Origin of the sequence: Cellulomonas fimi (genome assembly GCF_012952065.1) — a bacterium.
Taxonomy (GTDB): Bacteria; Actinomycetota; Actinomycetes; order Actinomycetales; family Cellulomonadaceae; genus Pengzhenrongella; species Pengzhenrongella fimi_A.
In genome coordinates this window covers 66,857-92,397 of sequence record NZ_JABCJJ010000006.1, presented here as the reverse complement: position 1 = coordinate 92,397, position 25,541 = coordinate 66,857, and the positions used below count along the sequence as shown (strand labels likewise).

Annotated in this window: 25 protein-coding genes and 1 tRNA gene; 16 read left to right on the top strand and 10 right to left on the bottom strand. The window is 73.1% G+C overall.

The window, feature by feature from the left end:
• The first annotated feature begins 30 nt into the window (after positions 1–30).
• The 4 genes from HIR71_RS05865 to HIR71_RS05850 all read left to right on the top strand — a co-directional run bounded on the left by HIR71_RS05865 (position 31) and on the right by HIR71_RS05850 (position 4,052).
• The gene (locus HIR71_RS05865) at positions 31–948 is read left to right on the top strand and encodes a CPBP family intramembrane glutamic endopeptidase (protein ID WP_311836118.1); all 918 of its coding nucleotides are present in this window, start codon (positions 31–33) and stop codon (positions 946–948) included.
• 126 nt (positions 949–1,074) lie between these two features.
• Positions 1,075–2,025: an anti-sigma factor RsbA family regulatory protein gene (locus HIR71_RS05860; protein WP_169324119.1), complete on the top strand. Its 951-nt coding sequence runs from the start codon at positions 1,075–1,077 to the stop codon at positions 2,023–2,025.
• Positions 2,022–2,867 carry an SGNH/GDSL hydrolase family protein gene (locus tag HIR71_RS16730; RefSeq protein WP_169324118.1) on the top strand — a complete coding sequence of 282 codons (846 nt, stop codon included), beginning with the start codon at positions 2,022–2,024 and terminating at the stop codon, positions 2,865–2,867. The genes HIR71_RS05860 and HIR71_RS16730 overlap by 4 nt, the downstream gene beginning before the upstream one ends.
• A gap of 156 nt (positions 2,868–3,023) precedes the next feature.
• Positions 3,024–4,052: an EAL domain-containing protein gene (locus HIR71_RS05850; protein ID WP_169324117.1), complete on the top strand. Its 1,029-nt coding sequence runs from the start codon at positions 3,024–3,026 to the stop codon at positions 4,050–4,052.
• Between the two features lie 162 nt (positions 4,053–4,214).
• On the opposite strand, the gene HIR71_RS17375 is transcribed toward HIR71_RS05850, so the two are convergent.
• The 5 genes from HIR71_RS17375 to HIR71_RS05825 form a co-directional block, all read right to left on the bottom strand.
• Positions 4,215–6,218, bottom strand: coding sequence for a PAS domain S-box protein (locus HIR71_RS17375; RefSeq protein ID WP_169324116.1), 2,004 nt, complete (start codon positions 6,216–6,218; stop codon positions 4,215–4,217).
• A 65-nt stretch (positions 6,219–6,283) separates the two neighbouring features.
• Positions 6,284–7,051, bottom strand: a complete 768-nt coding sequence (locus HIR71_RS05840; protein ID WP_169324115.1) for a response regulator — start codon at positions 7,049–7,051, stop codon at positions 6,284–6,286.
• A gap of 397 nt (positions 7,052–7,448) precedes the next feature.
• Complete coding sequence (locus tag HIR71_RS05835) at positions 7,449–8,885, bottom strand: NAD(P)/FAD-dependent oxidoreductase (protein WP_169324114.1); 1,437 nt, start codon at positions 8,883–8,885, stop codon at positions 7,449–7,451.
• Positions 8,886–8,932: 47 nt separating this feature from the next.
• Positions 8,933–10,144, bottom strand: a complete 1,212-nt coding sequence (locus tag HIR71_RS05830; RefSeq protein WP_169324113.1) for an MFS transporter — start codon at positions 10,142–10,144, stop codon at positions 8,933–8,935.
• A gap of 102 nt (positions 10,145–10,246) precedes the next feature.
• A complete protein-coding gene (locus HIR71_RS05825; protein ID WP_169324112.1) occupies positions 10,247–10,708 on the bottom strand; it encodes a GatB/YqeY domain-containing protein in 462 nt (153 codons plus the stop codon).
• A gap of 128 nt (positions 10,709–10,836) precedes the next feature.
• On the opposite strand from HIR71_RS05825, the gene HIR71_RS05820 reads away from it, so the two are divergent.
• Positions 10,837–12,720, top strand: coding sequence for an alpha/beta hydrolase (locus HIR71_RS05820; RefSeq protein ID WP_169324111.1), 1,884 nt, complete (start codon positions 10,837–10,839; stop codon positions 12,718–12,720).
• Positions 12,721–12,769: 49 nt separating this feature from the next.
• Here HIR71_RS05820 and HIR71_RS05815 read toward each other — a convergent pair whose 3' ends face one another.
• Positions 12,770–13,534 (bottom strand): hypothetical protein, encoded by a 765-nt coding sequence (locus HIR71_RS05815; RefSeq protein WP_169324110.1) that lies wholly within the window; start codon positions 13,532–13,534, stop codon positions 12,770–12,772.
• 254 nt (positions 13,535–13,788) lie between these two features.
• On the opposite strand from HIR71_RS05815, the gene HIR71_RS05810 reads away from it, so the two are divergent.
• From HIR71_RS05810 to HIR71_RS05795, 4 genes are all read left to right on the top strand, one after another.
• Complete coding sequence (locus HIR71_RS05810; protein ID WP_169324109.1) at positions 13,789–15,471, top strand: phospholipase D family protein; 1,683 nt, start codon at positions 13,789–13,791, stop codon at positions 15,469–15,471.
• A gap of 85 nt (positions 15,472–15,556) precedes the next feature.
• Positions 15,557–16,102, top strand: a complete 546-nt coding sequence (locus HIR71_RS05805) for a helix-turn-helix domain-containing protein (RefSeq protein ID WP_169324108.1) — start codon at positions 15,557–15,559, stop codon at positions 16,100–16,102.
• Positions 16,099–17,025 carry a restriction endonuclease gene (locus HIR71_RS05800; RefSeq protein ID WP_169324107.1) on the top strand — a complete coding sequence of 309 codons (927 nt, stop codon included), beginning with the start codon at positions 16,099–16,101 and terminating at the stop codon, positions 17,023–17,025. The genes HIR71_RS05805 and HIR71_RS05800 overlap by 4 nt, the downstream gene beginning before the upstream one ends.
• 87 nt (positions 17,026–17,112) lie before the next feature.
• Entirely contained in the window at positions 17,113–17,322 is a 210-nt protein-coding gene (locus HIR71_RS05795) for a hypothetical protein (RefSeq protein WP_169324106.1), read from the top strand.
• Between the two features lie 18 nt (positions 17,323–17,340).
• Here the strand turns inward: HIR71_RS05795 and HIR71_RS05790 are convergent, their stop codons facing one another.
• Complete coding sequence (locus HIR71_RS05790) at positions 17,341–18,546, bottom strand: ATP-binding protein (RefSeq protein WP_169324105.1); 1,206 nt, start codon at positions 18,544–18,546, stop codon at positions 17,341–17,343.
• 136 nt (positions 18,547–18,682) lie between these two features.
• Between HIR71_RS05790 and HIR71_RS05785 the strand changes: the two genes are divergently transcribed.
• The 3 genes from HIR71_RS05785 (at position 18,683) to HIR71_RS05775 (ending at position 20,298) form a co-directional block, all read left to right on the top strand.
• Entirely contained in the window at positions 18,683–18,964 is a 282-nt protein-coding gene (locus HIR71_RS05785) for a hypothetical protein (protein ID WP_169324104.1), read from the top strand.
• 315 nt (positions 18,965–19,279) lie between these two features.
• Positions 19,280–19,352 (top strand) — tRNA-Lys (locus tag HIR71_RS05780).
• A 19-nt stretch (positions 19,353–19,371) separates the two neighbouring features.
• Positions 19,372–20,298 (top strand): DUF7916 family protein, encoded by a 927-nt coding sequence (locus HIR71_RS05775; protein ID WP_169324103.1) that lies wholly within the window; start codon positions 19,372–19,374, stop codon positions 20,296–20,298.
• Between the two features lie 59 nt (positions 20,299–20,357).
• On the opposite strand, the gene HIR71_RS05770 is transcribed toward HIR71_RS05775, so the two are convergent.
• Positions 20,358–21,119, bottom strand: a complete 762-nt coding sequence (locus tag HIR71_RS05770; RefSeq protein ID WP_249051599.1) for an aquaporin — start codon at positions 21,117–21,119, stop codon at positions 20,358–20,360.
• A gap of 47 nt (positions 21,120–21,166) precedes the next feature.
• On the opposite strand from HIR71_RS05770, the gene HIR71_RS05765 reads away from it, so the two are divergent.
• The 4 genes from HIR71_RS05765 to HIR71_RS05750 all read left to right on the top strand — a co-directional run bounded on the left by HIR71_RS05765 (position 21,167) and on the right by HIR71_RS05750 (position 23,393).
• Complete coding sequence (locus HIR71_RS05765; protein WP_169324102.1) at positions 21,167–21,844, top strand: arsenate reductase/protein-tyrosine-phosphatase family protein; 678 nt, start codon at positions 21,167–21,169, stop codon at positions 21,842–21,844.
• Between the two features lie 11 nt (positions 21,845–21,855).
• Positions 21,856–22,287 carry an arsenate reductase ArsC gene (locus tag HIR71_RS05760; protein WP_169324101.1) on the top strand — a complete coding sequence of 144 codons (432 nt, stop codon included), beginning with the start codon at positions 21,856–21,858 and terminating at the stop codon, positions 22,285–22,287.
• Positions 22,288–22,384: 97 nt separating this feature from the next.
• On the top strand, positions 22,385–22,711 hold the full coding sequence (trxA, locus tag HIR71_RS05755) for a thioredoxin (protein ID WP_169324100.1): 327 nt from the start codon (positions 22,385–22,387) through the stop codon (positions 22,709–22,711).
• A gap of 34 nt (positions 22,712–22,745) precedes the next feature.
• Complete coding sequence (locus tag HIR71_RS05750) at positions 22,746–23,393, top strand: arsenate reductase ArsC (RefSeq protein ID WP_169324099.1); 648 nt, start codon at positions 22,746–22,748, stop codon at positions 23,391–23,393.
• Between the two features lie 159 nt (positions 23,394–23,552).
• Here HIR71_RS05750 and HIR71_RS05745 read toward each other — a convergent pair whose 3' ends face one another.
• On the bottom strand, positions 23,553–24,761 hold the full coding sequence (locus tag HIR71_RS05745; RefSeq protein ID WP_169324098.1) for a Fic family protein: 1,209 nt from the start codon (positions 24,759–24,761) through the stop codon (positions 23,553–23,555).
• A gap of 355 nt (positions 24,762–25,116) precedes the next feature.
• Positions 25,117–25,398 (bottom strand): iron-sulfur cluster assembly accessory protein, encoded by a 282-nt coding sequence (locus HIR71_RS05740; RefSeq protein ID WP_169324097.1) that lies wholly within the window; start codon positions 25,396–25,398, stop codon positions 25,117–25,119.
• Positions 25,399–25,541 lie beyond the last annotated feature (143 nt).

Below are 25,541 nucleotides of genomic sequence, written 5' to 3'. Positions count from 1 at the left end.
GCGGCGGGATGCTGCGCCTACCGTTGCCCCATGCCCGACGACGTGCCCCCCAAGCGATCCGCGCGCCCGGCCGCCGCGGCGCTCGCCGCCCCGCTCAGCCCGCCCGACGGCGCACCCGACGGCGCACCGGACGGCGCACCCGACCGTGTCGAGCCGGGGAACGGGCTGACGCTCAAGGCGCTCCCCGTCGCCGTCGTCTCGCTGGCCGGCTTCGTGCTCTTCGCGCTCGAGCAGCGCGAGCTCGGGTACGCGCTGCTCGCGATCGCCGTCGCGCTCGGGCTGGTGATCGACCGCGCGCTCGGCAAGGACCTCGCGCTCATCGGGTTCGGGCTCGCGGTGATGGGGGCCGTCCCGATCACGACGGACGTGAGCAACGCCCACATGGTCACGATGGGGACGGCCATGGTCCTCGCGGTCGCGGTGCCCTACCTGGTCTCCCGGTTCGTCTACCGGGATCACGCCGTGCGCTTCCCGATCCGCACCGGCGAGCGCTGGACCACCCTCGAGAAGGCGTACCTGGTGGCCGTTCCGCTGCTCGGCTACCTCCTGCTCCCCACATACATGATCAACACCGGCGTGTACCGGAACTGGCCGGCGGTCTCGGACGCCGAGGGCATCGGCCGGCTCTTCCTCGGCACGAACGCCCTGGGGATCTGGGACGAGCTGTTCTTCATCTGCACGGTCTTCACCCTCCTCCGCCGGCACCTGCCGTTCTGGCAGGCGAACGTGCTGCAGGCGGTGCTGTTCACGTCGTTCCTCTACGAGCTGGGCTTCCACAGCTGGGGTCCCGTGCTGATCTACGCGTTCGCTCTGGTGCAGGGCTACATCTTCCGGCTGACGAGATCGCTCACCTATGTGGTCTCCGTCCACCTGCTGTTCGACCTCGTGCTCTTCCTCGTCCTCGTGCACGCGCACAACCGCGAGTGGCTCGACATCTTCCTGTACTGACCAGGCACCGCTGTCCGCATGCCGGAGCCGAATCACCCCGCCTCGCGGCCGCGCGGTGGCTGCCTTCACCGTTAGCGTGGACACTCGACAGATGCCGGGAGGTAGCCGGGGACGGAGGGCGGTGACGTGAGCACAGGCACCCGCACGGCCGTCGGTCCCGTGCTCGGCTACCGTCATGAGGCCTTCCTGTGGCAGGGCATCGACGCCTTCCTCGCGCGGACCGTCCCGTTCGTCAGCGAGGGTCTCGCCGCGGGCGAGCCGGTCATGGTCGCCGTCATCCAGGACCACTGGGCACCGCTGCGGGACGCCCTCGGGGCCGACGCCGCGCGCGTCCGGTTCGTCGACATGGCCGAGCTGGGGCACAACCCGGCGCGGATCATCCCCGCCTGGCGCGACTTCGTCGAGAGCGCCGGCGGCCGACCGGTCCGGGGGATCGGGGAGCCGATCTGGGTCGGTCGCCGACCCGCGGAGATCGTCGAGTGCCAGGTCCACGAGGCGCTGCTCAACCTCGCGCTGCCGCCTGACGCACCGCTCTGGCTGCTGTGCCCGTACGACGCCGACGGCCTCGACGAGCACGTGATCGACGAGGCGATGCGCAGCCATCCCACCCTCGTGCGCGCGGGCGGCACGCACCCCAGCACCGACTACGGCGGGGCGCAGCACGTCGAGCACCTCGCCGGCCGGGACCTGCCCGCGCCCACCGGACCGGTGCAGACGGTGGCCTTCGGGCGCGGCGAGCTCGCCGCGCTCCGCCGCGCCGTGCGGGCCCGCGCGAGAGGGGTGGGCCTGGCGGACGGTGACGTCGACGACCTGACCCTCGCGCTGAACGAGCTGGCGGCGAACAGCCTCGACCACGGCGGTGGCAACGGCGTGCTGCGCATGTGGACCGAGCCGGGTACCTTCGTGTGCGAGATCGCCGACACCGGACGGATCACCGACCCGCTCATCGGGCGCACGTGCCCGCCGTCCGACCAGCTCCGCGGGCGGGGCGTGTGGATGGTTCACCAGCTCTGCGACCTGGTGCAGATCCGGTCGACCTCGAGCGGCACGGTCGTCCGGGTCCACAGCTGGCTGTGACCGCCGCAGGCCGCGCCGGCGCTGCCGGGCCGACCGCTCCTGACGTCACCCGGCGCCGGTGGGTGATCGGGCTGGTCGCGGTGCTGGTCGCCGTCGTCGTCGGAGCGCTGGTCTGGTCGGGCCGCTCGGTGCCCGACGACGCCGCGCCGGCCGGGTCCCCCACGTCCGCCGCCGCGACGCTCGAGGCCGGCCCCACGTCGTCGTCCACGAGCGGCGGACCGGGCGTCGCTCCACAACCCTCCGCCGACCCGCCCATCGCGGCCGACGCGCCCCGCATCGGGTTCCTGGGCGACTCGCTGACCGAGGGCGTCGGCGCCCCGCCCGAGCGCGGGTACGCGTGGCAGACAGCCGAGCAGCTCGGCTGGCCCCTGGCGGTCGTGGACGGGGTGTCGGGCAGCGGCTTCGTCGCACCGGGGCTCGGCCGGCCGATGCCGGAGCGTGTGGACGGCGTCGTCGCGGCCGACCCCGACGTCGTCGTGGTCGCGGGTGGGACGAACGACGCGTTCCGCGGCTACCCGGCCGACGACGTCGAGGACGCCGCCGCGGCGCTGCTCGACGAGCTCGACACGGATCTGCCGGACGCGACCGTCGTGGTGCTCGGTCCGTTCACGTCCGTGCTGACCGGCGGCGCGGGAGGCGACGCGACCGCTGCCGCCGTGCGCGCCGCCGCCGAGGCCGCCGGGGTCGAGTACGTCGACGCGACCGAGCTGCTGGACCGGGCGACCGCGGACTCGACGCAGTGGAGGCGGTACCTGAGCGCGGACGGGCTGCACCCGAACGAGCTCGGGTACGAGGTGATCGCCACCGCGCTGGCCGGCGAGCTGCGCGAGCTCGTGGGCTGAACGGGCTCGTGGGCTGAGCGGGCTCGTGGGCTGAGCGGGCTCTGCGGGTGAAATCCGCCACGGCGCAGCCCGCAACCGTTCCGATTCGCCTCCGCGCGGCCGATAGGGCGGCGACACACCCGTGCCCGGCCGGGCCACCGAACGAAGGACGTCGAGATGCAGGAGAGCGTCGAGCACCCGGCACTGGCACACCTGCGCCCGGGCGCCGGCCCGACGCCGCTCGCGGGCGGCGCGTCGGTGCCGGTCGCGGTCGAGGCGCCGCAGCGACCGGTCGCCGTCGAGCACCTGCCCGTCCCCCGCGTGCCCGCCGTCCCCGCCGCACGGAACGTCCCCGCGGCACCGACCGTCCGCGCCTCGCGCACCGCGGACCCCGCCGGCCTGGTGCTCGGCCTGCTCAACCGCGGCGTCGACCCGATGGCGCCCGAGCTCCGCACCGCGCTGCCCGGTGGGCAGCTGCGTCTGCACTACCAGGTGCAGCGCGACGTCGCGACGGGGGCCGTCGTCTCGCTCGAGGCGCTGATCCGCTGGGCGCACCCCGAGCAGGGCCTGCTCGCGCCGGCCGCGTTCCTCCCGGTCGCGCAGGACCACGGGCTGATGGGGCTCATCGACTCCTGGGCCCTCACGCACGCGTGCCGCGACGGCGCCTGGCTCTCGACGTGCGGGTTCCCCGTGGAGATCGCGGTCAACCTCTCCTCGGCGCAGCTCACGTCGCCGGACGTCGTCCCGACGGTCGAGGGTGCCGCGCGCGCGGCCGAGCTCCCGTCGGGCCTGCTCACGCTCGAGCTCTCGATGACGGACGCGCTCGCCCACGTCTTCGCCGCGCGCGACGTGGCGAGCTCCATGGCGCGCCGTGGCGTGCGGGTCTCCGTCGCCGACGTGGGTCTGGGCGCACGCTCCCCGGAGCGGGTCGGGCACCTGGGCGCGGGCGAGTTCAAGCTCGACCGCGCCTTCGTCGCGACCCTGGGCGACCCGGCGTCGGGACCGTTCGCGCAGCTCAAGGACATCGTCGACGCGGCCCACTACCAGGGCGTGCGCGTCGTCGCCGAGGGCATCGAGAACCAGGCCCAGCTGGACGCCGTGCGCACCGCGGGCTGCGATCGGGTCCAGGGCTACTTCGTCGGCCGACCCGCTCCGCTCGAGGACCTCGCCGAGGTGCTCGCGCAGCCGGCGGCCGGCTGGTCGTAACCCCGCTCCTCGTGTCAGACCCAGCGCGCCCCCCGCACCGCGCCACGCCTGACACCTCCCGTGCGGACTCCACGTGTCAGACCCAGCGCGCGCCCTGCAGCGCGCCATGCCTGACAACCGCCCTGCGTCGGCCGGAACGTTCCAGGGTCAGACGCCTCGCGGTCACGCCGGGAGCGTCACCCCGAAGCGCGTGACGTCGCCGGTGCGCTCATACCAGGCGTCCCCGCCGAGGGCACGTGCGAGCCGGCGGACGATGTAGAGGCCGAGACCGGTCCCCATCCGTCCGCCGCCCTTGAGGAACATCTCGTCGAAGATCTGCCCGGCGACGGCGTCGGGCACGCCGGGGCCGCTGTCCTCCACCGCGATCTTCACGACGCCACCGTCCTTCCACGCGCGCACCACGAGCGGGGCGGCACCGTACCGGGTGGCGTTGCTGACGTAGTTCGTGACGATCTGGCGCAGCTGGTCGAGGTCCGTGACCAGCTCCAGGTCCGCCGGGCAGACGACCTGCACGTCGGACCCCGCCCCCAGCTCCACGAGCGTCCCGAGGTGCTGGTGCACGATGCCTTCGAGCGCCGGGCGGAGCTGCACGGCCGACGTCGAGAGCGTCACGCGCCCGGCGTCGAGGCGTGCCGCGAGCAGCAGCTCGTCGAGCATCCGGCGCATCTGCTGGGCGCTCGACTCGATCGAGCCGAGCAGCTCGACGCGCTCGTCCTCCTCGAGGGCGGCCCAGTGCCGCACGAGCATGCTCGCGGAGCCGGCCACGACGGCGAGCGGGCTCCGCATCTCGTGCGCGGTGATCGCGAGGAAGTTCGCGCGCTCCGCGGCCGCCGCGCCGAGCCGGACGTTGGCCTCGGCGAGCTCGCTGTTCGCCTCGGCGAGCTCGCTCGCCGCGGCCCGCATCTGCTGCGAGTCGGTGCGCTGCTGGGTCACGTCGCGGGTCACCTTCGCGAAGCCGACCAGCTCGCCGCGCTCGCGCAGCGCCGTGATGACCACGTTGGCCCAGAACCGGGTCCCGTCCTTGCGGACCCGCCAGCCCTCCTCCTCGTAGCGCCCGTCCCGCACCGCGCACTCGAGCTCGTACTCGGGGTGCTTCGACGCCTTCGCCTCGGGCGTGTAGAAGAGCCTGAAGTGCTGCCCCAGGGCCTCCTCGGCCCGGTAGCCCTTGAGCCGCTCGGCTCCCCGGTTCCAGCTCGCGATCCGTCCAGCGGGGTCGAGCATGAAGATCGCGTAGTCCATCACGCTCTCCACGAGCAGCCGGAAGCGCTCCTCGCTCTCGAACAGGGCGCGCTCGGTCGACCGCTGCGCGCTCACGTCCTGGCTCTGCAGCAGCAGGTAGAGCGGACGCTCACCGGAGTCGCGGACCGCCGCGACGGTCGACGTCACCACGCGGTCCGTCCCGCTGAGCCGGTGCTCGACCTGCACGACGCCCTCGTCCACCGCGGTCGACAGCGCCTCGGTGACGCGGCCGCGGTCCGCGCCCGGGACGACGTCGGGCAGCGCCAGCCCGACGACGTCGTCCATGCTCGCCCCGAGCAGGCGCGCCAGCTCGCGGTTGGCGCGCACGAGCTGGCCGGTCAGGGTGAGGGTGCCGATGCCGATCGCCGCCTGGTCGAAGACGGCGCGGAACCGCTCGACGTGCTCGGTGAGGATCGCCTCGCCCTCCCGGCGCGAGGCGTCGCCGTCGTGCCGGGGGTCGGAGGAGACGACGCCGCCCGGCTCGAGGCCGTCGGGGGGCAGCGGCTGCTGCTGTGCGTCGACCTCGGGCGCGAGTCGCCCGGCCTCGGCCGGGTTCGCGGCATCGGCGATCGCCGTGAGCGCCGCGATCAGCTCCTCGACGTGCGCCGACTTCTGGACGAAGGCGGCCGCGCCGAGCTCGAGCGCCCGGGCCTCGAGCCCCTCCTCGTCGAAGCCCGAGTACAGCACGACCTTGGTATCGGGCGAGACGCCGCGGACCGCGCCGATGGCGTCGAGCCCGCCGAGCTCGGGCATCGAGACGTCGAGCAGCATGAGGTCGGGGTGCTCCTCGCGGGCGATCCGGACGGCGTCGTGCCCGTTGCCGCCCTCGGCCACCACCGTGAAGGCGCCGGTGAGCCGCAGCCGCAGCCGCAGGAGGGCCCGCACCTCGGGGGCGTCGTCGACGAGGGCGATGCGGTGGGGGGTCACGACGACGAACGGTAGCGCTCAGCCCGCCGTCGCACCGGTCGAGCTGCCGGACCATCCCGCGCGACTCAGACCGGGGCGCCGCTCCGCGTGGCCGACGGCGCCGCCCCGGTCAGGCGCGCCCACACGACCTTGCCGCCGTGCTCGCCCGGCAGCACACCCCACCCCTGGGCGAGGAGCGCGACGTACGTCAGCCCGTGCCAGCCGGTGTACGGGTCGATGGGCAGCGGCGACGGCGTGCCCGCCCCGGCGTCGGCGACCTCGACACGCAACGCCTCGTCGGTGAGGGCGAGCCGGAGCGAGAACGGCGGCCCGCCGTGCTTCACGGCGTTGCCGACGAGCTCGTCGACCACGAGCTCCGCCTCGTACAGATCGCCCTGGTAGCCCCAGCGCTCGGCATGGAAACGGAGGAACTCGCGCGCGGCGACGGCGTCGTCCGGCACGGGGTTCAGCTCGAGCACCGCGACCTGCTGCTCCGTGGTGCCGAGGTCCTCCAGGAGGTCGAGCAGCGCGTCGACGTCGCTGTCCTTCGGCACGTAGCCCTCGACGCGTCCGCGGAGCTTCTCGCCCTCCTCGGCCGTGAGCCCCGTGAAGACGGCGACCTTCGCGGCGGGCGCGACCTCCCGCAGCATCGCGAGCGCCTCGCCGCCGTGCAGGCGGGGGAGCCCGATGTCGAGCACGACGACGTCGGGCTGGGCCTCGGCGGCCAGCCGCACCGCGGTCTCGCCGTCCCCGGCCTCGCCGACGAGCTCGAACCCGCCGCGCAGGCGCAGCGCCGTCGCGACGAGCCGCCGCAGTGCGGGGACGTCGTCGACGAGGAGCACGCGGACGGTCACGTCGAGGATGCTAGTGCTGCGGCGCAGGTCAGGACGCGCCTCGACCGCTCTGCGCCTGGAGCCGGTCGTCGGGATCCTTCTGCGGGCTGGCGAGGCCGGGCGCGTCGCCGTGAGTCATGACTACCTGCGTACCCCACCGGCGCCGAGACGGCATCCGCACAGCCGCGCGCCGTCGCGCGCCGCCGTCCCGCGCCGCCGTCCGGCGCCGTGAGTTCGCTGGTCCCGTTCCGAGTTCGCTGATCCAGACCAGCGAACTCGAGGCGTGACCAGCGAACTCGGGGTGCCGCCGCCGACGACGCGCCCGCAGGGGCAGGCGCGCAGACCCGGACGTCACGGGCGTCGGGCCGGGCGCGACGGGCACCGATCGAGATGACGCCCGCCCGGCCCGTGACCTCCGCTACGCGCGCACCCGCGTGATCACCGGCCGCGGCGGCGTCGGCCCGTGGCCACGGACCCGCGCCCGCACGACCCGGGCGACCAGGCCCGGCCGGAACAGCTGCAGCGGCGACCCCATGAGGTGGTAGACGCGACCGAGCACCTCGCCCGCGAGGGGGTCCCCGCCCACCGCGAGCCGGTCCACCTGCCGGGCCCACCCCCCCAGCGCCCCCTGCACCCGCGAGACGTTCCCCGTGCTGGCGGCGTACCGGAGGTCCTCGCTCGTCGCGATCGACCACGGCAACGCGGCGACCCGGCAGAAGCGGCGGATGAGCCGGCGCTCGTCGCCCGGGCGCAGCCCGCGTGCGAGGGCGTCGCGCAGCAGCACCGACTCGCGGGCCGCGACCGTCACCCCCTGCCCGTAGATCGGGTTGAACGCGCACAGGGCGTCGCCCAGGACCAGCAGCCCGGGCGGCCAGTCGCGCAGGCGCTCGTAGCGGTGCCGGCGGTTGGCCGTCTGGCGATGGATCGCGACCTCGGTCTCGGGCCGGCCGGTCCGGGTCACCTCGGCGACCGCGTCGTCGCGCAGCGTCGTGAGGAACTCCGCGAAGCCGGCAGCGTCCCGCGGCGGCCGGTCGTCGCCCGAGCCCACCCCGCCCACCACCCAGCGCCCACCCTCGACGGGTAGCACGATGCCGCCGCGCGGGTGCGCCGGCGTCTGCAGCAGGACCACCCCCGGCACGGCGAGGTGGTCCGGGTCGAGCGTGAACGTGCGCGTCGCGTAGCCGATGCGCGCGTCGACCTCGGAGACGGCGGGCCGCGGCAATCCGGCGGCGACGAGCCACGCCGGGAGCCGCGAGCTGCGGCCCATGGCGTCGATCACGAGGTCGGCCGCGACGGCGGAGCCGGGCACGTCCACCCACCACGCGGGCCCGTCGGCGCCGCCGGGCCGGAGCCCGCTCACCTGGGTGCCGTCACGCACCTCGACCCCGGGCAGCGCCCGCACGCGTTCCCGGACGAGGTGCTCGAACAGCGGCCGGGTCGCGGAGAGGACCTCGAACTGACGGCCGGACGGCGACCACCCGTTCTCGCCGAGCCACGCCACCTCGCCCGTGTCGAACGGCACGGCGCCCGCGGCCCGCAGCTCGGAGCCGAATCCCGGGAGCAGCTCCTCGACCGCCAGCAGACCGCGGTAGAGGTACACGTGCGCGTGCCGGCCCTGCGGCACGCCGTCCCGTGGCTCCGGCCGGTCCGGGAGCCGGTCGCGCTCGAGCACCGTGACGGTGCGGCCACCGCCACCGCCACCGCCCGCGCCACCGTCCGCGGCTGCTGCGGCGGCGGCGGCAGCGGCGGCGGCGAACAGCCCGGCCAGCCCGCCCCCGAGCACGACGACGTCGCGCGGCTGGGATGCACCGGACCGGCGCGCGTGCGACCGGCGTGGACGATCTCGTGACGTCATGCGGCCTCCCTGGGTCGGGCCGTGGGCTGTCCCTCCCATGGTGCGCGTCAGACCGGCGCCTGAGCACCCCCGAGCAGCCGCGGCCGTCCTGCTGCCAGGCCCAGCGCCACCTGGCCGAGGCTCGTCACCAGGAGCAGCACGAGCGGCGTCGTCCACGAGCCGGTCGCCTCGCGCAGCCATCCCGCGAGCAGCGGGCCCGACGCCGCCACCACGTAGCCGATCGTCTGCGCCATCGCCGAGAGCGCAGCGGCCTGCGCCACGCTGCCCGACCGCAGGACGACCATCGTCATCGCGAGCGGGAAGCTGCCGCCGATGGCGATCCCGATCAGGACCGTCCACACCAGCGGTGCGGCGGACGGGGCGACGAGCAGGCCCACGATCCCGGCCATGCCCGAGGCCGCGAGCCCCACCACGTACCAACGCTGGTGCGGCGCGCGGGCCGCGGCCGGGGGGACGACGAGCGCGAACGGGATGCCGACCAGGAGGAGCAGCCCCAGCAGCGCACCGGCCTGCTCGCCGCTCAGCCCGGCGTCCTGGTGGATCTGGGCGAGCCACGCGACGCTCGTGTACCAGAGGAGGGACTGGAGCCCGAGGTAGCCCGCGACCTGCCAGGCGAGCGGGTCGCGCACCAGCCGGAACCGTCCGCCCGGCGCGCCGAGGGCGACCTGCCGCACCGGGCTCGCGCGCACGAACAGCCACAGCGCTGCCGCGAGAATCGCCGGGGCGGACCACACGGCGAGGCTGCCCTCCCAGCCGATCGAGGCGCCCAGCGGCACCGCCACGGCGGCCGCCACCGCTGCGGCGATGTTGACCGACGTCGTGTACACGCCCGTCATCAGGCCGGCGCGGTGCGGGAAGTACTGCTTCACGACCGCGGGCAGCACGACGTTGAGCACCGCGATCCCCGCGCCCGCCGCGAGCGTGCCGCCCAGCAGCGCAGGCACCTCGGGCAGCGCCCGCGCGAGCTGGCCCAGGCCGAGGACCCCGAGCGCGACGGCCTGCGCGCGGGCGACGCCCCACCGCCGCACGAGGACGGCGGCGAGCGGGGCGACGAGCCCGAAGAGGAGGACGGGTCCCGAGGTGAGCACCACGACGTCCACCGTCGAGAGCCCGCGGTCCTGCTCGATGCGGTCGAGCAGGGGCCCGACGGCGGCGATGGCCGGGCGCAGGTTCGCCGCGGTGAGGACGACCCCCAGCACCAGCAGCCAGACGGGCGCGCGGGTCCCCCGGGCCGCGGTCCGGTTCTCGAGCGTGGTCACGCGGGTCAGCCTGCCCCATCGACGCGTCCGCCCGGCGTCGCGTCCGCCCGGCGTCGCATCCGCCTCGAACCCGGTGGGCGGACCTGCTCGCGGCCGCGGGGGTCAGAGTGCCGCGAGCGCCTGTCGCACGCGCTGGGACAGCGCCTTGCCGTCGACCCGGCCGAGACCCGACGCCGCCGCGTTCGCCGCCTTCATGACGGCGCCCATGTCCCGCATCGAGGTCGCGCCCGTGGCGGCGACGGCGTCGGCCACGACGGCGTCCAGCTGCGCGTCCGTCAGCGCGGCCGGGAGGTAGGTCTCGATGAGGTCGGCCTCGGCGGTCTCGTTCGTGGCGCGGTCGGCGGCACCCGCCCCCGAGTAGATGTCCGCGCTCTCGCGGCGCTTCTTCACCTCGCTCGCGAGCACCGCCCGGACCTGGTCGTCGGTGAGCTCCTGGGCGACCGGACCGGCCTTCTCGGCGGTGCGGACGGCGGCGATCACCTGGCGAAGGGTGTTGGTCCGGAAGGCGTCGCGCGCCTTCATGGAGGTCGTCAGGTCGGCGGTCAGGCGCTCGAGAGTGCTCATGGAGCCATGGTGCCTGACGACCGACCGTTGACGCCGGGGCCTCACGCCGGGATCGTGAGAGCCTGCCCGCCGCGAGCCGGCACCCATGGGGGTGGTGACCGCGTGGCAGGAGTCGCAGGGGGTCCGGAATGCACACGTCCCGAAGGTTTCGCGCGCTCGTCGCCACCCTGGCCGCCGCCGCTGTGATCGGCTCGGTGGTCGCGGCCCCCGCTGCGGCGGGCGGGACAGCATCCGGCGGCACGGCAGGCACACCAGGCGCGGCACGCGCGGCAGCACCGCAGCAGTACCCGGGCGAGCGGGCCGAGGCGCGCCGTGTCGACCGGGTGCCGACCCCGCAGCCGAGCTGGTTCGACTGCAGCCCCGCGTTCGGCCCGGGCAACGAGTGCACCACCGTGAACCTCCCGCTCGACTACGACAGACCCCAGGGGCCGACGACGGCCGTCGCGGTCCTGCGGCACAGCGCGACCGACCAGGCGAACAGGATCGGGACCCTGTTCCTCAACCCGGGCGGGCCCGGGGGATCCGGCGTCCAGATCGCCGCTGCGGCGGGCTTCTTCCTCGGGCCCGAGGTCCTGGCTCGCTTCGACGTCGTCGGCTTCGACCCGCGCGGCACCAACTTCAGCGACAACGTGCGGTGCTGGGAGAACCTGGGCACCCAGGCGGCCGACCTCGCGGGGCTCGGCGTCCCGTTCCCCTTCACCGACGCCGAGGAGACGGCGTACGTGGCGTCGTCGGAGGCGTTCGGGAGGGCCTGCTCGACGACCGGCCGGCCGCTCTCAGCCTCCATGTCCACCGCCGAGGTCGCACGCGACATGGACGTCCTGCGACGGATGGTCGGGGACCAGCAGCTGACGTACCTCGGGTTCTCCTACGGCAGCTACCTCGGCAACGTGTACGCCAACCTGTTCCCCAGCCGGGTCCGCGCGGTCGCGATCGACGGTGTCCTCGACCCGCTCGCGTGGGCCGGGACGCGAGCCGACCGGGACGTCCCGCAGACCGCACGGCTGAGGTCGGGCGAGGCCGCCGCCCGGGCCCTCGACGAGATCCTGCGTCGCTGCGCGGAGGCCGGTCCCGAGCTCTGCACCCTGGCCGCCCTCGGCGACCCACGCGCGATCTACGCCGAGATCCGCGCCGCGCTCCAGGAGACCCCGCTCCCGATCGTCGATCCCGTGACGGGAGAGGAGCTCTTCACGCTCACCTACCCGACGCTCGTCTCCTTCCTGCTCGGCGACATGTACTTCCCGGAGGCGGCTCTGTTCGTGGACGCGGACCTCTCCTTCGCCTACTCGCTGCTCCACCCCCCGACCGAGCCGGGCAGCGCCGACCCGGGCAGCGCGATGCCGAGCCAGGACGTCGCGCGCGCAGCGCTCCTGGCGAAGGTGCGCGACGCCGAGGCTCAGGCCGCGGCGGCCCGCGCCACGCACGCGGAGCAGGCTGCGGCGCTCGGGTTCGCGTTCCCGTACGACAACTCCCCGGAGGCGTTCCAGTCGGTGCTCTGCACCGACGGCAGCAACCCCGCGAGGGCCGACCGGTGGCGCGGGTACGCGGACGAGGCCGACCTTCGCGCGCCCGACTTCGGCCGGCTGTGGACGTGGTCCTCTGCCCCGTGCGCCTCCGCGACGTGGAAGGTGCGCGACGAGGACGCGTACCGGGGTCCGTTCACCCGGAGCACGGTCAACCCCGTGCTCGTCGTCGGCAACTACTGGGACCCGGCGACCAGCTACGACGGCGCGGTCACCGCGGCGTCGCTGCTGCCGAACAGCCGACTGCTCTCGAGCGACAGCTGGGGGCACACCGCCTACGGCACGTCGGCGTGCGTGACGGACGCGGTGGACGCCTACCTGCTCAGCGTCCAGACGCCCGCCGAGGGCACGCTGTGCGTCGGCGACGTCCAGCCGTTCTCAACCTCGCTCGGCGAGGAGCCCGGTCCTGACTCCCGTGCACGCGGCGCGCAGCCCGATCGCCTGCCGCCCGTCGTCCCGCCGCTGCCCGGGGCGGTCCCGCGCGGCTGACGCTCCACGCCGATGCCGGGCTCACGTCCCGGCGTCGGAGGGGTCGTCGTCACCGACCGGCGACCGGGCCACCCGGTGGCGCGAGCGCTCGGAGCCGGCGTGCGTGCCACGCCCCGTGCACGACCATGGCCAGGAACACCCCCGTCCAGATCCACCGCGTCAGCGGCGAGGCCCACGGGTCCCACCATGCCGCTCCCACGACGCCGCCGACGCTCAGGGTGATCGCTGCCGCGAACGCTGCCGGCCGCCACCACCGCTCCGCACCCGCCGGCAGGAGGATCCAGGCACCGAGCAGTAGGTACCCCACGGACAGCGACGTCGCCATGACGCCTCCCGCAAGGCTCACGAGGACGATCCGGCCGTCGGTCGTGACCATCATCGTCGCGCCGGGAAACAGCATCCCGACCGCCACGTGCGCGGCCAGCACACCGACGAGGAGGGCCGCGCCGCCCCCGCACCACAGTCCGAGACGACCGGCCAGCCACCGCCCGTCGTCGGCGTCCCGGAACGCACGGGCAGCGAGCACCACCGCTCCCGCCGCGAGTGCCGCCGCGCCGACCGTCGCCCCGCCGACGAGCGCGGCGTACGCCAGGGCGACTGCAGCGACGAGACGCACGCCGGACCGCACGCGCCAGTCGACGACGACCCCGGGAGTCCGTCCGGCTCGCCACAGGACGGTGAGCAGCGCGAGCGCGAGCACCACCAGCGTGGGCACCGTCGACTCCCACGGCCCGGTGAGGTGCTCCACGGCCGACAGGAACACCGCGCCGGGCAGCGCGACGATGCCGAACCGGAGCAGCCAGCCCGTCCCCACCCCCGGCGTCCCGGACGATGCCGATGCTCCCGGTAGCGCCACTGCCCACCCCACCCCGTCGTGTTCGGCCGGAACCCGGCGGGTCATGCTCCCGCGTCGGCGCGACTCACCGCACGTCACGGCGCCACGACCGCCCGAACGGCGTAGCGGCCAGGGTCGGGCGGCGGCGCTCTGCCTGGAGACCACCACCCGAGGCACGGTCGCCGCCCCGCTTCAGCCTCGTCGTCGGCCCGGTGATGTGCCAGGTTGGGACGATGCGCATCCGCGTGCCGTCCCGTCACGACGGCGTCCCGCAGGCCGCCGCGCCAGCCGCCACGACGGCGGACCAGCATGCGGACGGCCAGCGGGCGGACGGCCAGCGGGCAGGCGGCCACGACTGGTTCCTGACCGCCGGTGAGCGCGGCAACCCGGCCACGCGCCTGCGGCCGTGGACGCGGGGCAACGCCGCGACGCCGCTCGTGCACGGGCGCGAGTACTTCACGCGGCTCGCGCTGGCGCTCGAGGGGGCGGGGGCGGGCGACCTGGTGCTGTTCACCGACTGGCGGGGCGACCCCGACGAGCGCCTGCTCGACGACGGGACCACGGTCGCGCAGGCGTTCATCGACGCCGTGCGGCGTGGCGCGGTGGTCAAGGGCCTGGTCTGGCGCTCGCACCTGGACCCGGTGCGCTTCTCGGGCGCCGAGAACCGCACGCTGGCCAAGGAGGTGACCGAGGCGGGCGGCGAGGTCCTCCTCGACCAGCGCGTGCGGCCGCTGGGGTCGCACCACCAGAAGTTCGTCGTCGTCCGGTATCGCGACCGCCCGCAGGACGACGTCGCGTTCGTCGGGGGCATCGACATGGCCTTCACGCGCCGGGACGACGCCGGCCACGCGGGCGACCCGCAGGCGGTCCCGTTCTCGCGGTGGTACGGCCGTACGCCGGGCTGGCACGACGTGCAGGTCGAGCTGCACGGGCCGGCGGTGCGCGACGTCGAGGACGTGTTCCGCGAGCGCTGGGAGGACCGCGCAGCGCTCTCCCGCCTGCCGTGGCACGTGCTGCCCGACCTGCTCCACCGGGTCGACCGCACCCCGAGCCGCCTGCCCGAGCAGCACCCGGACCCGCCCGTCGCGGGGACGTGCGCGGTGCAGCTGCTGCGCACCTACCCGCACCGCCGGCCCGGCTACCCGTTCGCCCCCGACGGCGAGCGCAGCGCGGCCCGCGGGTACGTCAAGGCGCTCCGGCGCGCACGGCGCCTGCTCTACGTCGAGGACCAGTACCTGTGGTCCGCCGACGTCGCGCGCGTGTTCGCGCAGGCGCTGCGGACGCACCCCGAGCTGCACCTGGTCGCCGTAGTGCCGCGCCACCCCGACCAGGACGGTCGGCTGTTCGTGGCGGCGGCGCACGTCGGGCACTCCCAGGCGCTCGACCTCGTGCGGGCGGCCGGCGGCGACCGCGTGCAGGTGCTCGACGTCGAGAACCACGCGGGCGAGCCGGTGTACGTGCACGCGAAGGTCTGCGTGGTCGACGACGTGTGGGCGACGGTCGGGAGCGACAACTTCAACCGCCGCTCGTGGACGCACGACTCCGAGCTGACCGCCGCGGTCCTCGACGAGCTGCGCGACGAGCGGGAGCCGCGGGACCCGGCCGGCCTGGGCGACGGCGCGCGACGGTTCGCGCGTGACCTGCGCCTGCGGCTGTGGCGCGAGCATCTCGACGTCGACGACGACTCCGAGCTTGTCGACCCCGGGCTGGCGGTCGAGGCGGTGCGTCGCAGCGTGGCCGCGCTCGATGCGTGGCACGCGGGCGGGCAGGTCGGGCCGCGCCCGCCCGGTCGCCTGCGCACGCACGTGCTCGACCTGCCGCCGCGCTGGCAGCGCCGGCTGGCCACGCCCGCGTACCGGACGGTGCTGGACCCGGACGGCCGGCCGCCGGGGATGCGGTTCCGGCGGGAGCACTGAACCTCGTACGTAGTTGCACCTGCAGGTGAACGCTCCCACAGTTGCATCTGCATCTGCATCCGCGTACGCCTCTGAAGGAGTTGTCATGGCGACCGCCGTCGGTCCCTTGCGCCGGCTTGTGACCGACGAGCGCGACGCCGCCCTCGCCCGTGACGTGCTGGTCTCGCTGGAGGGGCCACTCGGGCACCTGTCGGTCGAGCGTTCGGGAGCCAGCGCGAAGCCCCTCCCGCCGGAGCTCGGCCGGATGCTGCAGGAGATCCTGCAAGCGGTCGCCTCCGGCTCGCCAGTCACGGTGACGACCATCCCGCGGGAAGTGACGACGTCCACAGCCGCGGCCATGCTCGAGGTTTCCCGCCCGACGCTGATGAAGCTCGTCCGGGACGGTGTCATCGACGCACACAAGGTGGGGACTCACACCCGACTGCTGTGGGTTGACGTGACCGCTGCCAAGAAGGCCCGCCGCGCTCGCGAGCGAGCGGCATTCGCTGCGCTGCTTGAAGCCGAGGGCGACGAAGAGGGACGACTGACGTCTCGGCCACTTCACGTGGGACGACAACACGTCGCCCTACGCAGTGATGCCGCCGTCACCGGTCAGATCGACGTGACAACAGCCCGAGGTGCGATCGCATGACCGTCCCGACCTACGAAGAGTTCATGCTCCCGACCCTGCGGGTCCTCGCCGACGATCAGCCGCGTTCGACGCGCGCGACCGTGGACGCCGCCGCAGACCTGCTCGGGCTCGACGGGTCCACCCGCGAGGAGACCATCCCGTCCGGCCTCCTCACCTACCTGAGCCGGGGCCAGTGGGCGCAGACGTACCTCGTCCAGGCGGGCCTCATCGCACGGCCCAAGCGGGGCACGGTCACGATCACCGACGTCGGCCGCGCCCTCCTCGCCGAGAATCCGGACCGCGTCGACTCGGCGCTGCTCCGCCGCTACCCCGCCTTCACCGAGTTCGTCAGCCGCAAGCAGACTTCCTCAGGCGGCTCGCGCCCGCCGCACGCGGACGCGGGGCCCGCCCCGGCGTCGTCGGCCCCGGATCTCGCTCCCGACGAGCTCGTCGCCAACGCCGAGCAGGCGAACCGAGCCGAGGTGGAGTCCGACGTGCTCACCCGCGTCCGCGCCCTGGACCCTGCGGCGTTCGAGCGCCTCGTCATCGAGCTGCTCGTCGCCATGGGCTACGGCACCGCCGAGACAACCACGCACACGGGCCGCTCCGGTGACGAGGGGATCGACGGGATCATCCACCGCGACGCGCTCGGCCTCGACCGCGTCTATCTGCAAGCGAAGCGGTACACGGACAACCCCGTCGGGCCGGAGGCGATCAACGCGTTCTACGGAGCGCTCCAGCGCAAGCGCGCCGACCGCGGCGTCTTCCTCACGTCGAGCACCTTCACCGCCGGTGCCCGCGCTGCGGAGCACGACTTCCGCACGATCGTCCTCATCGACGGCGCGATGCTGGCTCGCCTCATGGTCGACCACGGTGTCGGCGTCCAGATCGCCAGCACCCACGTCCTCAAGCGGCTGGACCAGGACTACTTCGACGAGCTGTAACCGGAACCGGGTCATCGGCCCCGACACGAGGGCTGTGTCAGAGGCGCATGACAGCATGTGGCGAACTTGCCAGGCCGAGGAGTCACCGTGACGCCGTCGATCACGTATCTGTCGCCTACTGACATCGCCGAGCGGCGCTCGGAGCTTTTGGAGCGCGCCGGCCTCGAACTCGACACCCTGCGTCAGCGAGGTGCGGAGTACCGGCTCTCACCGGAGCAAGCAGCGGTTCTCAAGGATCTCGAGGATCTGGTCTTTCTCGCCGGTGGATCACCCGATGGCGCCTGCTGCCTGAGGTAAGAGCGGAGCAGCCCAGTCTCAGGGCAGTCGCTCCGCACGACGGCTCAGGTACGCGTCGAACCCGGGCGCGGTGTAGAAGTACCGCCCCTTGCCCTGCCGGTACACGACGTTTGCTTTGACGAGGCGCCCCAGCAACACGTTGACATTGCCGGTCGACTTCGGCGATCTGCCGCCGAGCTCGCCCGCGAGGAGGGGAGGGTAGGAGCAGCCCGCGGCGTCTCCCAAGAGGTCCTGCTCGGCGGGTGTCAGCGCATCGACGCGCGGCGCGTAGAAGTCGAGATCCAGGCGACGGTAGATGTCCGACTCGATCTCCTCGAGGATTCGCACGGTCAACGTGTCGCTGCAGGCATACGTGGCCGCGTCCCACAGCTCCGCCCCCCACAGCTGAATGAAGTATGGGTAACCCTCCACCGTGGTCAGCACGCGCTCGACAAGCTCCTCGGACGCCGATCGGCCCGTCCCCTCGAGCGGCACAAGGAAGGCTTGGCGAGCTTCGGCGGTCGGTAAGGATCCGACCTCGTCACCACGAAACATGCGTTCGGAGTACGTCCGCGCCTCGAGGAGATTGATCGTCAGCGTGGGGAGCCCGCACAGCACCAGCGCTACGGGCACCTCCTGGCGTTGCAGCATCGACACCGCGGCGAGAAGCATCGAGAGCGGGTGATCGCCGTCACGAGCCTTCTCGTCATACAGGATCTGCGCCTCGTCGAAAAGCAGGACGAGGCCTTCCCGTCCCGCCCGGGTCGCGGCGTTCACCGCGTCGACGACCGACTCGGCCAGCGCCGTCGTCCTGGTGGCGAGGTCGCCACCAAGGGACCACTCGAAACCCTCGAACGACACCGAGACCGTGCGCCGTGCCACCTCGACCGCGTCCGAGACCGCTTCACGAAGTCGACGGGCCTTGGACACCTCCGTCGTCAGTCTTTCGAGGTGGCCGGCGAGGAGCGAGGTGAGCCGTTCGTCGCTGTTGTGGCGAGGCTCGAGCTCCAACATGACGGTGGCCCATCCGTCCTCGCTGGCGCTCTGCTCGAAGCGCCTGAGGAGCACGGTCTTGCCGACACCCCGTAGCCCGGTGAGCCGTAGGTTTGCCGGAATCTCCGGCGCGGAGGACAGCGTCGACCGGAACCGTCGAATCTGGGTCTCGCGCCCGGCGAGGTGCGTCGGTTGGAGACCGACTCCCGGCCGGTAGGGGTTCTTTGCTGGGCGCTCCCCGGCGTGTGGCACCTAAAGCACATTACAGGCTCTCTGTAATGTGCGCGAGACCGGGCGGCGCGTCGGCCAGGCACTCACGTCGTCGGAGCCTGCTGCCGATCTCGTAAGGGTCAGTCCTGACCCAGCGCCGGCCCAAGGTGCCCTCCACATGACCGCCGTGCACGTCGAGGAGCGCTTCGAGGACGCGATCGAGGCGTCGATGCTCGACGCCGGCTGGATCAAGGGCTCGACGAACGACTACCGCCCCGACCTCGGCCTCGACGTCGCGCAGTTGTTCGCCTCCCTCCACTCCACTCAGGCCACCGCGTGGGCGAAGATCCTCGGCTACTACGGCGGGGACGAGACCACCGGGCGCAGCAAGTTCGCGCGCAGAACCTGGCCGCCGCCATCGACCAGCGTGGGCCGCTCGACGTGCTCCGCCACGGACTGAAGGACCACGGCGTCAAGGTCGCGCTCGCATTCTTCGCCCCGGGGTCGACCCTCTCCGCAGAGCTCGTCGAGCTCCACGCGGCCAACCGCCTCAGTGTCACGCGCCAGCTGCGCTGCTCGGCCACGAGCGGCAACGCGCTCGACCTCGCGCTCGAACACGTTCACGCCGTCCGACGCACCCCGGCAGACGAACTACATGGACGGCCGGCCCCCGACCCCCGCGCGCCCCGCGTAACCTGTCCACGGCGACGCGCGGTCCACCGGGTTCTCCCTAGCGTTCTCCCCAGGGATCCCCCGGTGAATCCCCGCTTCTCGCGGGCCTCTAGCTCAATCGGTAGAGCTGCGGACTTTTAATCCGTAGGTTGTGGGTTCGAGCCCCACGGGGCCCACCGCGTGAGAGGACTCACCGTGGCCAAGCGCCTGCTCGACACCACCGCGCGCGAGCTCGCCGGGTACAGCCGCACCGACGTCCTCGCGTCGATCCGCGGCAGCGAGGGCCGCGTCATCGCGGCCGAGATGATCGCGCCCGTGATGGCCGCCGTGTACGACGTCAGCAACCCCGAGCTCGCCGCCGCCATGGGTGCCGACCTGCTCGTCCTCAACATGCTCGACGTCCGGCGGCCCGAGGTGTTCGGCATCACGGCCGAGCCGGCCGAGGTCGTGCGGGAGGTCAAGCGGCTGACGGGCCGGCTGGTCGCCGTCAACCTCGAGCCGGTCGACCCCGAGGCCGACCTGGTCACCCAGGACACCTTCGGGTCGGGCGAGAAGGCGGGCCGGCTCGCGACGCGCGAGAACCTCGCCGCGGCGGCCGAGCTGGGGGTCGACGCCGTGGTCCTCACCGGCAACCCGGGGATGGGCGTGACGAACGAGTCGCTCGCCCGGGCGGTCGCGTCGGCTCGCGAGGCGGTCGGTGACCGCGTGGTGCTCATGGCCGGCCGGATGCATGCCGCGGGCAGCGCCTCGGAGGCCGGCTCGCACCTCGTGGACGACGCGTCGCTCGAGGGGTTCGTCGCCGCAGGCGCCGACGTCGTGCTCGTGCCCGCGCCCGGCACCGTGCCGGGGTGCCACGAGGCGCTGGTCCGCGGGTGGGTCGAGGTCGTCCACCGCGCGGGCGCCCTGACGATGACGACGATCGGCACGTCCCAGGAGGGCGCCGACGAGGACACGATCCGGCGCATCGCGCTCATGGCGAAGATGACCGGGACCGACGTGCACCACATCGGCGACTGCGGCTACTTCGGCATCGCCCTGCCCGAGAACCTCATGGCGTACAGCATCGCGATCCGCGGCCGTCGGCACACCTACCGGCGGATGGCGATGTCGCTCGCGCGCTGAGCGCCCAGCCCCTCAACTGCACTCAAGCCCGCACGGGCAACGGCCCGGCTGCACGCGCCTCACGACGCCCGGGCGACGACCTCCGGTTCCGGGCGGCGTTGCCGGCTGACCTCGTCCTGCTCCGGGAGCGGACAGAAGAACGTCGCGGCGACGACGCCGAGGACGGCACCCAGGAGCTGCGCCACCACGAACCCCGGCACCGACGCGGGCGCGATCCCGGCGAACGTGTCGGTGAACATCCGCCCGATCGTGACGGCCGGGTTGGCGAACGACGTCGAGCTCGTGAACCAGTACGCCGCCCCGATGTAGGCGCCCACGGCCGGTGCGACCCACGCTCCCCGACCTGACCGCGTCAGCGAGAAGATCACGAGCACCAGACCCGCCGTGGCGACGACCTCGGCGACGAGCAGTCCCCCACCTGTCCGCGCGGTGGTCGACGTCGCGGTCGGCACCTCGAACATGACGTTGGCCAGGACCGCACCCGCGACACCGCCGGCGACCTGGGACGCCGCGTACGCACCCAGGTGCGACGCGCCGAGCCGGGCCCCGCCGCGCCGCGACAGGAACCAGTCGGCGAGCGAGACCACCGGGTTGAGGTGCGCCCCGGAGACCGGGCCGAGCACGACGATGAGCACCGCGAGACCGAGGGTGGTGGCGATGCTGTTCTCCAGCAGCTGCAGCCCCACGTCCGCCGGCGACAGCCGCTGCGCAGCCACCCCGGACCCGACCACGACGGCGACCAGCATCCCGGTCCCGACGAACTCCGCCAGCAGTCTGCGGCCGATCGATGGTCCCGCTGCCGTCCCCATGTCTGCGCTCATGCCGCCCATGGTTGACGACGCGAGTTGCATCAGTCAATATTGAGTCAATGTCTACCGAGCGAACTGACGGACTCCAGCGGCGCGCGGCTCTGCACGCCGCGTTGTCGGACCCCGCCCGGCTGCAGGTCGTCGACACCCTGACGCTCGGCGACGCCTCGCCCTCCGAGCTCGCTGAGGCACTCCGGATGTCCTCGAACCTGCTGGCCCACCACCTCAAGGTCCTTGAGCGCGAGGGCGTCGTCGGCCGCAGCCGGTCGGAGGGGGACCGGCGTCGGGCGTACGTCCGCCTCGTGCCGGGCGCGCTGGACGGCCTGGTGAGCGACGCCGTCCGCCCCGCGCCTCGCGTCCTGTTCGTCTGCACGGCGAACTCGGCGCGCTCCCACCTCGCGGCCGCGCTCTGGCGGCGGGCGAGCAAGGTCCCGGCCGCTTCCGCGGGGACCCACCCGGCGGAGGCGATCGCGCGCGGCGCGGTCGACAGCGCCCAGCGGCACGGGCTCGACCTGCCGGCCGTCCGACCCCAGCACCTCCGCGCCGTGCTCGATCCCGAGGACCTCGTCGTGACCGTGTGCGACCGGGCCCACGAAGAGCTCGACGTCCCGATCGACGTCCACTGGTCCATCCCTGATCCGCTGCGCACGGGCACGCCCGAGGCGTTCGACCACGCGCTCGAGGAGATCGGCCGCCGCGTCGACCTGCTCGCGCCGCACCTCGTCCCCACGTCCTGAAGGAGAACCGGATGTCCGACACCGCGCCACGGCCCACGCCCGACCGCCCCAGCGTCATGTTCGTCTGCGTCCACAACGCGGGCCGCTCGCAGATGGCCGCGGCCTACGCCACCGCGCTCTCCGGCGGCAAGGTCGAGGTCCGCTCCGCGGGCTCGGCGCCCGCCGACTCGATCAACCCCGTGGCGGTCCAGGCCATGGCCGAGGAGGGCATCGACATCACCGCCGAGACCCCCAAGGTCCTCACCCCCGACGCCGTCCAGGCCTCCGACGTCGTCATCACCATGGGCTGCGGCGACGCCTGCCCGTACTTCCCGGGCGTGCGCTACGAGGACTGGGAGCTCGAGGACCCGGCGGGCAAGGACCTCGACGCCGTCCGCCGCGTGCGCGACGACATCCGCGGCCGCATCGAGGCCCTCCTCGCGGACCTCCTGCCCGCAGCCTGAGCCGGGCCGACCTGTCGTCGTCCGACACCGCACCGCACAGCGCCGCACCGCACCGCCCGCCCGCACCGCGCCGCCCGCCAGCACCGAGGAGCACGCGATGAGCAACGTCCCCGCAGTCACCGACGCGACCTTCGAGGCAGAGGTCCTCGCGTCCGACAAGCCGGTGCTGGTCGACATCTGGGCGACGTGGTGCGCACCCTGTCGGCGCACCGAGCCGATCATCGAGGAGCTGGCCGCGGAGCACGGCGACAAGGTCCGCTTCGTCAAGCTCGACGCGGACGCCAACAACGAGACCGTGACGAGGTACGGCGTCGTCTCCATCCCGACGTTCAACCTGTACTCCGGCGGTGAGCTCGTGAAGTCCCTCGTCGGGGCCCGTACCAAGCCGCAGTTCCTCGAGGAGCTCGGTGAGTACCTCGGCTGAGCCCACCCCCAGCCACGACGTCGAGGGAGAGACCATGTCCGGCCAGAAGGGGATGCCGGGGCTGCTCAGCCCCGACCACGAGCTGCGCTCGATCGCGCAGGACCTCACCGAGCGGTTCCACGGGACCTTCGCGGCGGAGACGGTCGAGCGGTACGTCTGCGAGTCGTACACCGCGCTCGCGCGCACCGCGAAGATCACCACCCACCTGCCCGCGCTGACCGCCAAGTTCGCGAGGGACCGGCTGGTCGCGCTCGCCCAGGCGAAGGGCGCGGAGCCTCGCGACGTGCCCGAGGTGCTCTTCGTCTGCGTGCAGAACGCCGGCCGCTCCCAGATGGCCGCCGCCCTGCTCGACCACCGCGCGGCGGGGCGGGTGCACGTCCGCTCCGCGGGCTCCATGCCGGCCGAGGCGGTCCACCCGGGCGCGGTCGACGTGATGACCGAGCTCGGCATCGACATGTCGACGGCCTTCCCCAAGCCCCTGACCGACGACGTCGTCCGGGCTGCCGACGTCGTCGTCACCATGGGGTGCGGGGACGCCTGCCCGATCTACCCGGGCAAGCGGTACGAGGACTGGGAGCTGGCCGACCCCGCCGACGCCTCCCCCGACGAGGCCCGCCGGATCCGCGACGAGATCGACGCCCGGGTCCGCCGGCTCCTCGACGAGCTGCTCCCCACCGCCTGAGCGCCACCCATCGCCACGCGATCAGGCCGCACCGCTGCCCGAGTGGCTGGCGAACGCACTGTGGAGAGCCATGTCCGCAACATCCTCAACCGGCTCGGATTCGCCGAACGGGCACAGATCGCTGCGTGGATGGCCACACTCGACGCTGACCGTCGAGCGTCAGGTGAGCGGCGCTCCTGAAAGGGAGGCCACATCGGGAGTCTCGACGGCGTCCATCACGGCTGGGCACGCGTAAACCCGCGCGTAGCTCCCCCCGGTGATCTCCCTGATCAGCCCTAAGGCCTCGAGACGTTGGATCGCGTTGTTGGCGGGCGGGTAGGTCACGTTGTGCAGACTCGCCGCCTGACTGGGCGTGATGATCGGGTAGCCGATCAAGTCCTCGACAATGTCGAGCACCACACCCCGCGCCTTGACCTTCCGTAGTCGGTCCAGCATGAATGCGCGGATCTCCACAAGGCGGTTGATCCTGGCGATCGTGTCCGCGGCTTGCGCGGTCACAGCATCACAGAAGAACGTCACCCACGGATTGAAGTCGCCAGTCTGGCTCGTCTCGAGCAGTCGGTCCTTGTACGTGTCTTTTCGTGGTTCCAGCCACGGGGACAGGTTGAGGATCGGATAGCTCAGAGCGCCAGCCGTCACCAGCTGGAGCACGATCACCAGCCGCCCGAGACGGCCATTGCCGTCACTGTACGGATGAAGGCTCTCGAACTGGTAATGCGCGAGGGCGACCCTGACCAGCAAGGGGATGTCGTCTTCTTGGTGGAGCCACTTCTCCCAATCGCTCATGCCGTCGATCAGAGCCTGGCCCTCCGGCGGTGGCACGTACCTGGACGCCTCGATCCCCTTGTGACGCTCACCGATGTATACCTGCCCGGATCGCAGGTCACCGGCGTCGAATCCGTCGCCCCGTGTTCCGGAGACGAGCACCTTCTGCAACTGCGACAGCAACGACACGCAGAGCGGCTTCTCACGCACCAGCTGGATCCCGAGCTCCGCCGCTCGAACGTAGTTGAGAACCGCTCGTACCTCTGAGCTGCCCCGGCTGGGCTCGATGGCGTCGGCTTCGAGCACCTCCCGCAGCGGCGCGTACGTACCCTCCAGCGCACTCGTGCTCACCGCCTCGCGGTACAGGACTGGACGTACGAGGAGTCTCGGGTTCGGAAGCTGCTGCGCCGCTGCGTCCAAGCGACCCACGGCCAGCGCGGCCTCCGTCACGGCCTTGTAGGTCGCCTGGGAGAGGGGCACTTCGCGGGGAAGACTCGCGGGGACGAACGCATGATGCGAGTACAGGCGCTTCAAGAGCTGGTCGTACCCGCGGATCGCTACGAGTGACCCGACCGGAGACGACTCGAACGCGGTCTTATCCACAGGGCTGACCCCTCCGGCTATGAATCACACGGCTGTATCTATAGGTTTCGGGCACATCCTATAGAAGCATCTCGCTCATTCATAGGTTGCGAGTCGCGCCTGTGGACAGGCCACGCGGCCGTCACGCCTGCTCGTGTACGTCGCAACGGAGGCATGCGCCGTGCACAGCCTCCACCACGGCATCGGTGTTTCCTACGCCGGGTCGAGGTCCCGGCGGGGCGTCCTTGCGATCGCCAGTGAACGGTGCCCTCAGGCCCGCGCGAGGATCGCCCCGGTGTCGACACCCGGCGGCAGGACGACGAAGGACCGCCCGCAGCAGCGCTGCAGGCGGCCCGTTGAGGACTGCGAGGTGGCGTCAGCCCTTGGGCGACACCGTGAAGCTCGTCTGGGCCTGAGCGGGGTCGGCGTCGAGCTCCTGGTCGGCGAGCACCTGGCTCGCGGTCTCCTCGAGGAAGACCTTCGTCGAGCCGGCCTCGAGCACCGCGTCGCCCGGTGCGGGCTCGGCGACCAGGGCGAGGTCGAGCCCGCCTGGCTGGGACGGCGAGACCGCGATGCGCAGCCCCCCGCTCTCGGGGAGCCCGGCCTGCGCGTGCAGGTCCTGGACGGTCGTGCGGGCGTTCTCGGTCAGGGTGAGCACATGCGCTCCTCTGGGTTGCCGGGTGGGGCGCCACGGCCCGTCCCGCCGGTGACGGGAGCGGCCGGCGACACCGTCGGTCACCTCCACCGTCACAAGCGCAGGGCCGCGATGCAAGCGCGCCCCGCGACGTGTCCGCTGGGTGG

Bases quoted from the DNA above. Each gene is read 5' to 3' on its own strand.
- HIR71_RS05750 (WP_169324099.1), top strand. From the start codon at position 22,746: ATGTCCGGCCAGAAGGGGATGCCGGGGCTGCTCAGCCCCGACCACGAG.
- HIR71_RS05805 (WP_169324108.1), top strand. From the start codon at position 15,557: ATGGCGACCGCCGTCGGTCCCTTGCGCCGGCTTGTGACCGACGAGCGC.
- HIR71_RS05850 (WP_169324117.1), top strand. From the start codon at position 3,024: ATGCAGGAGAGCGTCGAGCACCCGGCACTGGCACACCTGCGCCCGGGC.
- HIR71_RS05810 (WP_169324109.1), top strand. From the start codon at position 13,789: ATGCGCATCCGCGTGCCGTCCCGTCACGACGGCGTCCCGCAGGCCGCC.
- HIR71_RS05770 (WP_249051599.1), bottom strand. From the start codon at position 21,119: ATGAGCGCAGACATGGGGACGGCAGCGGGACCATCGATCGGCCGCAGA.
- HIR71_RS05835 (WP_169324114.1), bottom strand. From the start codon at position 8,885: ATGACGTCACGAGATCGTCCACGCCGGTCGCACGCGCGCCGGTCCGGT.
- HIR71_RS05865 (WP_311836118.1), top strand. From the start codon at position 31: ATGCCCGACGACGTGCCCCCCAAGCGATCCGCGCGCCCGGCCGCCGCG.
- HIR71_RS05765 (WP_169324102.1), top strand. From the start codon at position 21,167: ATGTCTACCGAGCGAACTGACGGACTCCAGCGGCGCGCGGCTCTGCAC.
- HIR71_RS05800 (WP_169324107.1), top strand. From the start codon at position 16,099: ATGACCGTCCCGACCTACGAAGAGTTCATGCTCCCGACCCTGCGGGTC.
- HIR71_RS05820 (WP_169324111.1), top strand. From the start codon at position 10,837: ATGCACACGTCCCGAAGGTTTCGCGCGCTCGTCGCCACCCTGGCCGCC.
- HIR71_RS05785 (WP_169324104.1), top strand. From the start codon at position 18,683: ATGACCGCCGTGCACGTCGAGGAGCGCTTCGAGGACGCGATCGAGGCG.
- HIR71_RS05825 (WP_169324112.1), bottom strand. From the start codon at position 10,708: ATGAGCACTCTCGAGCGCCTGACCGCCGACCTGACGACCTCCATGAAG.
- trxA (WP_169324100.1), top strand. From the start codon at position 22,385: ATGAGCAACGTCCCCGCAGTCACCGACGCGACCTTCGAGGCAGAGGTC.
- HIR71_RS05760 (WP_169324101.1), top strand. From the start codon at position 21,856: ATGTCCGACACCGCGCCACGGCCCACGCCCGACCGCCCCAGCGTCATG.